Below are 10,839 nucleotides of genomic sequence, written 5' to 3'. Positions count from 1 at the left end.
CGTGTATGTCCAGTACGCCCTTCGGCGTTTCTGATCAGGCCGCCTGTCCCGGCTCGGCTTCCGGCTTGGCGACGATCTCGGGCTCCAGCGCACGCCGATGCGAAACGAGCGCGCCCGCTTCGCTTAAGCGTTTCAATTCCGCCTCGCTAAGGCCGAGTTCGCTGAAGACCGCGAAGTTATGCTCGCCCTGAAAGGCAGGTGTGCCAATTGGTGTCAGCTCTTCTGCCGAAAAATGCCACGGCCGGCCCGGCAACCGATATTCGCCGCCGCTGCGGTCAGGGACGCGTTGGACGGCGCCCCAGTAATCGCTCCATTCCGATGCCGCGAGCTCCTTGATAGAACGGATCTCGCCCATGGCGATTTTGGCCTCGTCGAACTGGGCGTCGAGGGTCGCCATATCCGGAAAGGTCAGGATCCAGGACTGGATGATCTGATGCAGCACGCCGAAATTCAGGCGGCGCGCGGCAGCGCTTGAGAACCGCGGATCATCCATCAGATCGACCCGGCGCATGGCGCGCAGCCACGACGGAAAGGTCCGGCTGCCAACAATGCTGGTCGCGACCGTGAAATTTTCGCCTTGCGGTCCTGTAAAGAAGGAACAATCAGTGGCGCCGAGCACCGCAGGCTCCGCCCCGATGTCATCATCGGAAAGATCGACGTGCGCGCGTTCGTTGACCGCGAGCAACGTCGCCGCCATTGCGATGTCGATATACTGGCCCCGTCCGGTCCTCTGGCGGCTGTTGAGAGCCGCAAGTATCGCGATCACGGCCTGCAATCCAGCGTAGACGTCGGCATGCGACAGACTATCGGTACGCGGCTCCGTCAGCGCGCTGCCATAGTGGCGGACGCTGTTTTCGGTAAAGCCGGCCTCGGCCTGCACGGTTGGCGCATAGGCCATCCTGCTCCGCCACGGACCACCCTGCCCATAGCCGGTGATCGACGCGTAGATCAGCCGTGGATTGCGTTTCGACAGCGTTGCGTAATCCAGCCCGAAGAAACCCAGCGTGCCCGCCCGGAAATTTTCGACCAGGATATCGGCGGTGTCGCAGAGTTCCAGCGCCAACTCGTAAGCGCCCGGGATGTTGAGATTGATACTGACGTTGCGTTTGCCGGCATTTTGCTGGGCGTAATAGCCTGACATCCCGTCGGTCGATGGAAAAGCAAAGCGAGAAACGTCGGGGCTTGGTGGCTCGATCTTGATCACCTCAGCGCCGAGGTCCTGCAAGGTCCGGGCGCACAGCGGACCAGCCAGCACACGGGAAAAATCGACGACCCGGATTCCACTCAAGGGGCCACTCATGTCAGCGCCCCGCGAACTTTGCGAGACCCGGGCCGTTCTTGCGGAATGATGCAAGACCGGTCTTGAGGTCTTCCGACGCCCAGATCGGCGCCTGTACTCGTGACATCGCCTCGTCCGCAGCCACCACGCCCTGATTAACGGCGATATGCGCGAGTTCCTTGGTCGCGGCATGCGCCACCGTCGGGCCTTGCGCGAACTCCTCCGCGATGGCCATGGTCGCCGTCTCCAACGACTCCTCCGGGACAGTGAGATTGATCAATCCCCACTTCTCCAGCGTTGGCGCATCGTAGCGCCGAGCCAGCATTGACATTTCCTTGGCGCGCTGCGCGCCGATACGCTGCACCTGCCGCTGGATTCCTCCCAGTAAGGGATGCAGACCAAGTGTCGCCTCGACCGATCCGATCTTCGCCGAAGAGGCCGCTATGATGTAATCGCACGATAGCGCGAGCTCGAGACCGCCACCTAGGCAAACGCCGTGAACACTGGCGATCAGGGGAATTGGCAGAAGCTCCATGAAGCGCAGAAATTCGACGCCGTTCAGTCGCCGATTTTCACCGCCCTGATCTGCGCTGCCTGCCTCCACACGTTTCTCGAAGATATCCAGATCTGCGCCGGCGGAGAAATGCCGCAGTCCGCTGCGGATGACGATGGCGCGGCTGCCTGCCCTTTGCGCGGCCTCCACCTGCTCCACGATCGCGTTAAGGAGCTTGGGGCCGAGCAGGTTGTACGGCCGATAAACCATTGTCAAAACGGAAATATTGCCGCGCTGTTCGCGCGTCACCAACGCATCCTCGGACAAAGCTGCCTCCTGTTTGCCGGCGGCTCTTGCGACCGCATCATTTGATTTGCGAAATGCAGGCTACACCACGGCTTGCATTTTGCAAGTCATAGTTTGCATCAAATGGTTTGACGCTCGATATGCCGAAGCTGCCCTGGAGGCTGATGGACTCGGAAAGAGGAACTCAGATTCGGTCCGCTGGAGAGGATTCCGCCGTGGTGCTTGCGGTCTGATTGCGCACGGCCTGCCGACCGGCTTCCAAAAGGTCGTCAGACAGCCGCTTGTCACCGGCCGCACGCGCGAGCACGATCGAACCGACCATAGTCGCAATTGCGCCGGCGGCGGCCTGTCGCGCATCTGACGATCCGCCTGCGCGTCTGCAGCCCATGGTCTTTCGGGTAACGCATTGCTTGCTCCGAGCTGACCTAAGAAACAGCCACCTTTTAGATGATTATCATCATATATGAATTCCGCAAAATGGCGCATATCACCACCAAATCGAAAGCGGCTGGACAGAGAAGCTCAGGAAGACGATATCACCGAAGTCAGACCGCCATCGACGGCAAGGATCTGACCGGTGATGTGCTTGCCGGCGTCGCTGGCGAAGAGAACCGCGGCGCCTTTCAGATCGTCCTCGTCGCCGATGCGGCGGAGCGGCGCGCCGGCGGCGAGCTTTTCGACCCCGACAGCCTCGATCGTGCCCTTCGTCATCCTCGACGGAAAGAAGCCGGGCGCCAGAGCATTGGCCGTAATTCCGTAGCGTCCCCAACTACCCGCCAGGGCCCGCGTGAAATTAACCACGGCGCCCTTGCTTGTATTGTAGGCAACCATCTGCATATCTCCGGAACTTCCGAACAGGCCCGCGATCGAAGCAAGGTTGATAATGCGGCCATACTTGTTGGGAATCATCGAGTGCTTTGCAACCTGTTGGCTGAGCAGGAACAGCGAGCGGATATTCAGATTCATCACCTTGTCCCACGCTTCGATCGGGTGATCTTCGGTAGGCGCGCCCCAGGTGGCGCCGGCGTTATTCACCAGAATGTCCACCCGGCCGAGCTTCTTGATCGCTTCGTCAGTGAGCCGCTTGACGTCTTCGTCCCTGGAATTATCCGCTGCGATCCACTCCGCCTTGATACCGAGACCGGCAAGATGCGCCTGGGCATTTTCCAGGTCTGGCGCCTTGCGAGACGAAATCACGACACGTGCCCCCTGCTCACCTAGCGCCTCGGCGATCTGGAGCCCAAGGCCGCGGGAGCCGCCCGTAACAAGGGCATTCTTGCCGGTGAGATCGAATGCCTTCTTGATGCTTCCCATAGTCAAATCCTCAAGCTGGTGGGCGAAGTTCTACTGCGCCGTTACGCGGGCGTTTCGCGGGATCTCTATTTCCCGCGGAATACTGCCGAGCGCCGTTCCACGAAAGACTGGATACCTTCTTTCATGTCTTCGCTGCTGAAGACGCGATCCTTGATCTTCGGGATGTAATCGATCGCAGCTTTTTCACCGGCCTCGATGTATTTCAGCGCGGCTTCCTTGGTTACCTGAATTCCGATCGGAGCGTTCCTGGCGATCAGATCCGCAATCTCCATTGCGCGGGCAATCTGTTGGCCAGGAGCAACGACCTCCTGGACAAATCCGATCTTGTAAGCCCGCGCTGCGTTGAACTCGTCGCACAAGAACAGGTGATACATCGCATCTCCCCATCCTGCCCGCGTCAAATACCGGAAGTGCGCGCCACCAAGTGGCGCGATCCCGCGCTTGGATTCCATCTGGCAGAACCGGGCGTCATCGGCCGCCACAACGATATCGCCAGCCAGCATCATCTCGATACCGATCGTGAAACAGATCCCCTGCACTGCCGTCACGATCGGCTTGCGGCACCGGCTTTTGAGCGCGAACGCATCGATGTTGCCGGGCTTGATCTCGGTATTCTCGGCCTTGGGTCCGAAGAATTTCGGCATGTCCAGCCCGGCCGTGAAATCCGGGCCTTCGGCACAGAGCACCCCGACCCAGTAATCGTCCGTTCGGTCGAGAAGCGTCATCGCATCCGACATCTGCGCCATCATCTGCGGGCTGAAGGAGTTCTTCTTCGCCACATTGTCGATGATGATCTTGAAGACGTGCCCGTGCACCTCGGTCCGGATCTGGCCAACCTGGGTTTTCGTCTCGTTCATTTGCAAGTCTCCGAACGGCTTCCAGGCGACTGCGCAACGACACGCAGGCTTCCCCCGTCGACTGGCGTGCAGCCGATTATTGCTTGCCAGCCAGCTTTGAACAGTCGCCGAAACACTGGTTACAAAACATTCTGATAACCGTTATTCAGTGGCGATCGCCCTGCCGTGAAACCCTTTCGTCGCTCGCTTAGCTCAGTTCAGCGAACGCAGTTCGTTCGAAAGCCATCAGTTCTTCCGTCCGGCCGTCACGCACCTTCAGTAGCCACTGCGGATCCTGAAGCAGCGCCCGGCCCACCGCGACGAGATCGAACTCTTCGCGATCGAGGCGGCGGATCAACTCGTCGAGGGACGCCGGACGGGAACTCTCGCCGCCGTATGCGGCGATGAATTCGCCGGTCAGACCGACCGACCCGACCGAAATCGTCGGCACTCCCGTTACTTTCTTCGCCCATCCGGCGAAATTCAAATCGGAGCCATCGAACTCCGGCTCCCAGAAGCGCCGTTGAGAGCAATGCAGAATGTCGATTCCCGCGTCGACCAAAGGTTTGAGCCAGGCTTCCAATGCGCGAGGCGTGTCGGCCAGCTTTACCTCAAAGTCCTGCTGCTTCCACTGGCTGATCCGGAGCAATATCGGAAAATCCGTTCCTACTGACTTGCGCACCGCGTGGACGATATCAGCGGCAAACCGGGCCCGGCCGGGCAGGTCCTTGCCCCCATACGTATCCTCTCGGCGATTGGTACCTTCCCAGAAGAACTGATCGATCAGATAGCCGTGCGCGCCGTGCAATTCGACGGCATCGAACCCCAGACGCTTCGCCGCAAGCGCCGCGTCGGCGAAAGCGCGAATGGCGTCTGCAATGTCCTCCTCGCTCATCGGCTCGCCGAACTTCTTCTCCGGTCGCGACAGGCCGGACGGACTGTCGTAGGCGCCGGGAGGAGACCAATTCTGGGCGCGCGTGCGAACGGCTCCGACATGCCATAGCTGCGGCGCCATCAGGCCGCCGGCGGCGTGCACCTCGTCGACCACACGCCGCCACCCTGCCAGCTCCTTCTCGCCATGAAAGCGGGGAACATTCGGATCGTTCAGGGATGCCGGACGATCCACGCCCGTACCCTCCGATATGATGAACCCGACCGCTCCTTCGGCACGGCGGCGGTAGTATCGCGCGACGTCTTCGGTCGGAATTCCGCCCGGAGAGAATGAGCGCGTCATCGGCGCCATCACCACCCGGTTCGGCAAGTTCAGCCCTTTCAGCTTGAAAGGCCGGAAAAGTACGTCGCTGGACATTCATGCTCCATGATTCAGTTAGTGGCGTTGCGGGCTCAGATCACCCGCATTGCATCTTCAGAAAGCACACTTCACTTTCCATCGGCGCTGAGTACGTTACCGAATTGCTCCCACGTCGTACCGTTCCAGCGCTGCAGCTGCAACTGCGTGTACGCCATACTGCTTTCCGGGCCTGTGTTGATCGTAACACCCGGTATGAGAGTGGGAAGCGACAGCCCGCGTATGCTCCGCGATTGCTTGACGATGTTCTCGCGCGAGAGATCGTCACCGCACTGCTTGAGCACCTGCTCAAGGATCTGTCCCTGCTGCGTACCGAACAGATAATTGGCATCACCAATGTCCGCACCCGGCAGGTATTTCGCGAAATGCTCACGGTACCATTTGATGCCGCGGTCGTCGGCCCACTTCTTGTCGTTCGGATCCTTGGTGATCGTTGCCGCAACGATGCCCACCGCCTTTTCCGGTCCCGCGGGAACGATGGTCGAAGAGACCGAGCTCGAAACGAAGTTGATCAGGAACAGCGGCTTCCAACCGACCTCATCGGCCTTCTTGATGGCCTGAGCCGCGAACTTCGGTGTGCCGGCAACCAGGAACGCCTCCGCACCAGACGATTTCAACTTCACCACGTGGGAATCGATCGTCGGCTCGGTCACTTCATAGGAGGACGATACAACTTTCTTGTCGAAGTCCTCTTTCAGATAACCTTTGAATGCATTGAGGAAGTCCTTACCCAAATCGTCGTTCTGATACAGGATCGCTATCTTTGCGTCTGGCCGGGCCTGGGTGATGTATTTCGCGTAGATCCGCCCTTCCGTATCATAGCTAGGCAACCCAGTGGTGGTCATCGGAAATTCAGCGAAATTCGTGAATTTGGTGACGCCGCTTACCACGAATAGATGAGGCACTTTCTTCGCGTTGACGTACTTGATGGTGGCGCCGATACCGGGAGTACCGAGCGGGCCGAACAGGAAGGCCACTTCATCGCTCTCGACAAGCTTCCTGGTCTGCTCCACCGTCTTGGGCGGGCTGTAAGCATCGTCGTAGGTGATGAGATTGATCTTGCGGCCGTTGATGCCACCGCGCTCGTTGATCGAATTGATGTAGGCAATCAGACCCTTCCCGGTATTGCTGAGCGGCGACGCGGGACCGCTAAACGGGAACGTAGCCCCCACCTTCACTTCGGCGCTCGTGACGCCGGGCATGTCCGCACGCGCGTGCGCGCCGACAATCGTCACGCCGATCGCGGCCGCTAGTATGGACTTCCTGAACATCGACTTCTCCCTTGTGCGGCGACGGGTTGCGCCGCTCATCAATCGTTGAATTTCCGTACGGCCTCGGCACCGACCCCTGGTGCGGCTTCGCCCATCCCTTGCAGTGCATCACTCAGCCCGCGGCTGCGGCATCGGACACCTTCCCGGCCGCCCGTTCGATCGCCATCTCTCGCAGCTTGTGTTTGAGTATCTTGCCGGTGGAGGCTGAGGGCAGAGCATCGAGCAGGATCAATTCAGTCGGCCGCTTGTACGAAGTGAGCTGTTGGGCCGTGTATGACTTCAGCTCTTCGGCGTTGACGCTGGCGCCGGGGAGAAGCTGCACGAACGCGACGACCTCCTCGTTGCCATCAATCGGTCGTCCTACCACAGCTGATTGGACGACCTGGTCGTGTGCGTTCAGCACCGCCTCCACCTCGGCGGGGTAAACGTTGAAGCCGGAGCGGATGATAAGTTCTTTGGTTCGGCCAGCGATGTAGAGATGGCCCTCGCCGTTCACCCGAGCGAGATCCCCTGTGTTGAACCATCCCTGGTCATCGATCGCCGCCGCCGTCAGGTCGGGAGCGCGATAGTAGCCGAGCATCACGTTGGGGCCTCGGACGCGCAGTTCGCCGACCTCACCCGTCGCAACGTTCTTGCCCTGCCTGTCCACGATCCGATGCTCGATACCGGGAAGAAAGGGGCCGACCGACTCGTCCGAGACAGGGTGTTCTGAACGGACACCCGATAGGCCCGGCGAACATTCGGTTATGCCGTAATTGTTCAATAGCGGGATTCCGAATTCGTCCTCGATCCGCTTCTTCAGATCGAGGTCGAGCGGAGCGCCAGCGACGGCCATGATCCGCAGCTTGCCTCGCTCGAGTCGTTGGATGCCCTTGACCGCCTTGTGTTCGAGCAGACGCTGATATGTGGCGGGAACACCGAACAGGCTCGTAATCCCCTCCTCGGCTATGGCATGGGCCAGCGCGGCGGGATCGGCCTTGGCCACAACATACAATGTGCCGCCGTGCATCAGCGTGGCGATCAGCAGGATCGAATACCCGACGATGTGGGACATCGGCAGCACGCCGTAGATGCGGTCGGCTGGACCGCTTTGGCGAAGAATTCCCGAAGTCCTTGCGGTAAAGAGCAGATTGCGGTGGCTCAGCATGACTCCCTTCGGAGCACCGGTCGTGCCCGAGGTGTACAGGAGGCCCGCGACCTGGCGGGCGCCATCCTTCTCGACGGGCTCCGCTTGCGCATCCGCATTGAGTGGACCAATACCGATTCCACCGAACGGTCCAACAGCGTCTATTTTGGCGCCGACGCGGCTGGCGTGATCGGCTGCTTCCTTCGAAAGCGCCGAGTTGAACAGTACGCGTCGTGCGCCGCTGTGTGTCCCGATCAGGTCGATCTCTCTGGCCGAGAGGCGAGGATTAACCGCAATGCCCCAAGCAGCGAGCTTGCTCGCCGCGAATAGCATCGCCCCCAGGGCCACGCTGTTCTCGCTCGCAATCATCACGCGATCGCCCGGCCTGATCCCCAAATCGGAAAGATCCTTGGCTACGGCGTCGACAGCCTCCGAGAATTGCCGGTAGCTCCACGAACGCCCCCCTTCAACGAAGGCCGGATGATCCGGGATGTCCCGCACGAACGGCGCGTAGACCTCGTGCACTCTTGAAGGCAGGCCATCGAGCAATTCGGCCGCAGTGAGTTCGTCCACGCTCCTCATGCCATCCTCCCTCGCGCCCTCTTTCCGGAGCGCTGCGCAGCCGCCAACAAACGGTCAGGTCCGCTCCTTCGATTAAGCAGTTCTAAAATAGAACTGTCAAGCCGGATGACCGCCTATCGTTTTGAAAAGACACGCCTACGTCAGTCGTACGTCCATAATTCCTATTTGGAATTCGACGTCACGAGTAAGTCGTTCGGATAAATCCGTGGGATAAGGCTCGCTTGTGGCACACGCCTGCGAAAACGGCAGAGCCGTACCACCCTGAAGCGACAGCTTTCCGCTCATGATAAAGCGCGTCAGCGTTCGACGGGAAGAAACCGAGCCGGCGATGGAAGTGGCGCGAGCGTGAGACGTCTCACGTCGGCCGACGCAAGCGATGTGTATGCAGGACAGGGTCCGCGATCACTCATTCAACCCTTACAGGGCGCATGCGTTTAGCTGACGATCTTCAGGCGCGTGGTGTGGCTGAGAGACGCCTTCAATTGAACCTCCATATTGCTTGCCCCAACTCCGAAGCGAAAGCAGTACGGGCTCGAGGCTCTGGCCGAAGGCCGAGATTTCATATTCCACCTTCGGAGGAATCTGCGGATAGGCACGGCGCACGATCACGCCATCGGCCTCCAGCTCGCGCAATTGTAGGGTCAATATCCTCTGCGTGGCGTTAGGGATGGCTCGTGACAGTTCCATGAACCGCTTCTTGCCAGCGAAGAGGTGGAACAGGATCAGTGGCTTCCACATGCCGCCAATGACGGACAGTGTCACCCCGACCGCGCATCCGCTTTTCGCGTCAAACCGTCTTGGACGCATGGAGACCTCCATAAATGATCGTACGTTCTAACGGCATAGTGGGCCCGCAACCTGAAGCCTGTTCGATGGCACCGAACGCTTCGGTCACACTCGTCCACTTTGAAGGCTCTGTAGTTGCTGTCGATGCCTGGACCCGGATACGCTATCACATGACGATCCTAATACAATGGATGCCTTCTCCAAAAAGGGCATGACCTGGGTAAGAGAACTCGTCGACAGCCCGCACTACGTCGCCATGTCAGGCTCGCTGTCATATCGACCAAGGCCTTGGCTTCGCGCTTTGGCGCGCGTCGGGTACGTCCATAAATGATAGTAGCCGCTTTAATTGTGCCTTCTTGCGAAAAAGAGGCGCGACCCTAGGTCCGTGGCAACGCAACACTGACCTAGGGTATGGCGATGACGTTCAAGGCACTGCTGGCAGCAAAGACAGACGGAAAGATTTCGACCAGCGTGGTCGAAATGAACGACCAGGATCTCATGTCCGGCGACGTTACCGTCGCCGTGGATTATTCGACCGTGAACTACAAGGATGCGCTGGCCATTAGCGGGCGCGCAGAGATCATTCGCCAGTTTCCCCTCATTCCCGGTATCGACCTTGCTGGAACGGTGGAGGCATCCTCCTATCCCGGCATCGCCGTAGGAGACCGCGTTGTCGCCAACAGCTGGGGACTGAGCCAGACCCACCACGGCGGTTACGCACAGAAAGCGCGGATCAAAGGCGAGTGGCTCGTGAAGATCCCCGCTCCCTTATCCACGAAGGATGCCATGGCAATCGGCACGGCCGGTTACACCGCGATGCTGTCGGTACTCGCCCTCGAACATGGCGGCATTACACCGCAGCGTGGCGACATCCTCGTAACCGGCGCCAATGGCGGCGTCGGCTCGATTGCGATTGCTCTCCTCGCCGATCTCGGTTATCGCGTCGTCGCATCAACTGGACGTCTTGAGGAAGCCGATTATCTGCGGAGCCTCGGTGCGGCCGACGTCATCGATCGGCGGACGCTTTCGGAACCCGGAGCTCCTATCGCGCGCGAGCGTTGGGCGGGAACAGTCGACTCCGTCGGCAGTCATACGCTGGTGAACGTATTGGCGCAGACGCAGTACCGCGGCGTGGTGACGGCCTGCGGCCTGGCTCAGGGTGTCGATCTTCCCGGAACGGTTCTGCCGTTCATCCTGCGCAACGTCACACTTGCTGGAATCGACTCGGTGAATGCCCCGCAGGAGGCGCGAATCGAGGCATGGTCGCGTTTGGCTCGCGACCTGGACCTGAACAAGCTCGCCCGAACGATGCAGGTGGTCGGCCTCGCGGAGGTCCCCGATGTGGTGCGCCAAATGTTCGCCGGGAAGGTCCAGGGCCGCACGGTAGTCGACGTCAATGCCTAGCTATGTTGCGACCGGACTTGCTTGGCGACGCCTCGATGAGAACCGGACGCGCGGCAACAAGGCAGCAAAATCCTCTTGGAGACCATTATATGCCAACTTTGCGGCCGATGTCGGCGAGAGGCACGTCAACTCG

The 10,839-nt window shown here is 59.9% G+C and carries 9 protein-coding genes; 1 reads left to right on the top strand and 8 read right to left on the bottom strand.

Annotated elements, in window-relative coordinates; genetic code table 11:
• Positions 1-34: 34 nt before the first annotated feature.
• The 8 genes from ACH79_RS16700 to ACH79_RS16665 all read right to left on the bottom strand — a co-directional run bounded on the left by ACH79_RS16700 (position 35) and on the right by ACH79_RS16665 (position 9,323).
• Positions 35-1,288: a CaiB/BaiF CoA-transferase family protein gene (locus ACH79_RS16700; protein ID WP_246738568.1), complete on the bottom strand. Its 1,254-nt coding sequence runs from the start codon at positions 1,286-1,288 to the stop codon at positions 35-37.
• A 13-nt stretch (positions 1,289-1,301) separates the two neighbouring features.
• Positions 1,302-2,099, bottom strand: coding sequence for an enoyl-CoA hydratase/isomerase family protein (locus ACH79_RS16695; RefSeq protein ID WP_161851960.1), 798 nt, complete (start codon positions 2,097-2,099; stop codon positions 1,302-1,304).
• Between the two features lie 501 nt (positions 2,100-2,600).
• Positions 2,601-3,392 (bottom strand): SDR family oxidoreductase, encoded by a 792-nt coding sequence (locus ACH79_RS16690; protein WP_161851959.1) that lies wholly within the window; start codon positions 3,390-3,392, stop codon positions 2,601-2,603.
• Between the two features lie 65 nt (positions 3,393-3,457).
• The gene (locus ACH79_RS16685; RefSeq protein ID WP_161851958.1) at positions 3,458-4,249 is read right to left on the bottom strand and encodes a crotonase/enoyl-CoA hydratase family protein; all 792 of its coding nucleotides are present in this window, start codon (positions 4,247-4,249) and stop codon (positions 3,458-3,460) included.
• A gap of 187 nt (positions 4,250-4,436) precedes the next feature.
• A complete protein-coding gene (locus tag ACH79_RS16680) occupies positions 4,437-5,537 on the bottom strand; it encodes an NADH:flavin oxidoreductase (protein ID WP_161851957.1) in 1,101 nt (366 codons plus the stop codon).
• 71 nt (positions 5,538-5,608) lie between these two features.
• Entirely contained in the window at positions 5,609-6,808 is a 1,200-nt protein-coding gene (locus tag ACH79_RS16675; RefSeq protein ID WP_161851956.1) for an ABC transporter substrate-binding protein, read from the bottom strand.
• Between the two features lie 112 nt (positions 6,809-6,920).
• Positions 6,921-8,516 (bottom strand): class I adenylate-forming enzyme family protein, encoded by a 1,596-nt coding sequence (locus ACH79_RS16670; RefSeq protein ID WP_161851955.1) that lies wholly within the window; start codon positions 8,514-8,516, stop codon positions 6,921-6,923.
• 417 nt (positions 8,517-8,933) lie between these two features.
• A complete protein-coding gene (locus ACH79_RS16665; RefSeq protein WP_161851954.1) occupies positions 8,934-9,323 on the bottom strand; it encodes a helix-turn-helix domain-containing protein in 390 nt (129 codons plus the stop codon).
• Positions 9,324-9,719: 396 nt separating this feature from the next.
• Between ACH79_RS16665 and ACH79_RS16660 the strand changes: the two genes are divergently transcribed.
• A complete protein-coding gene (locus tag ACH79_RS16660) occupies positions 9,720-10,706 on the top strand; it encodes an MDR family oxidoreductase (RefSeq protein ID WP_161856400.1) in 987 nt (328 codons plus the stop codon).
• Positions 10,707-10,839 lie beyond the last annotated feature (133 nt).

The organism is Bradyrhizobium sp. CCBAU 051011, assembly GCF_009930815.1.
Lineage (GTDB): Bacteria > Pseudomonadota > Alphaproteobacteria > Rhizobiales > Xanthobacteraceae > Bradyrhizobium.
This window is presented reverse-complemented; position numbering and strand designations above follow the sequence as displayed.

What these genes read in the sequence shown, in the direction of transcription:
- ACH79_RS16680 (WP_161851957.1), bottom strand. Translation starts at nt 5,537, where the DNA reads ATGTCCAGCGACGTACTTTTCCGGCCTTTCAAGCTGAAAGGGCTGAAC.
- ACH79_RS16665 (WP_161851954.1), bottom strand. Translation starts at nt 9,323, where the DNA reads ATGCGTCCAAGACGGTTTGACGCGAAAAGCGGATGCGCGGTCGGGGTG.
- ACH79_RS16670 (WP_161851955.1), bottom strand. Translation starts at nt 8,516, where the DNA reads ATGAGGAGCGTGGACGAACTCACTGCGGCCGAATTGCTCGATGGCCTG.
- ACH79_RS16675 (WP_161851956.1), bottom strand. Translation starts at nt 6,808, where the DNA reads ATGTTCAGGAAGTCCATACTAGCGGCCGCGATCGGCGTGACGATTGTC.
- ACH79_RS16685 (WP_161851958.1), bottom strand. Translation starts at nt 4,249, where the DNA reads ATGAACGAGACGAAAACCCAGGTTGGCCAGATCCGGACCGAGGTGCAC.
- ACH79_RS16660 (WP_161856400.1), top strand. Translation starts at nt 9,720, where the DNA reads ATGACGTTCAAGGCACTGCTGGCAGCAAAGACAGACGGAAAGATTTCG.
- ACH79_RS16690 (WP_161851959.1), bottom strand. Translation starts at nt 3,392, where the DNA reads ATGGGAAGCATCAAGAAGGCATTCGATCTCACCGGCAAGAATGCCCTT.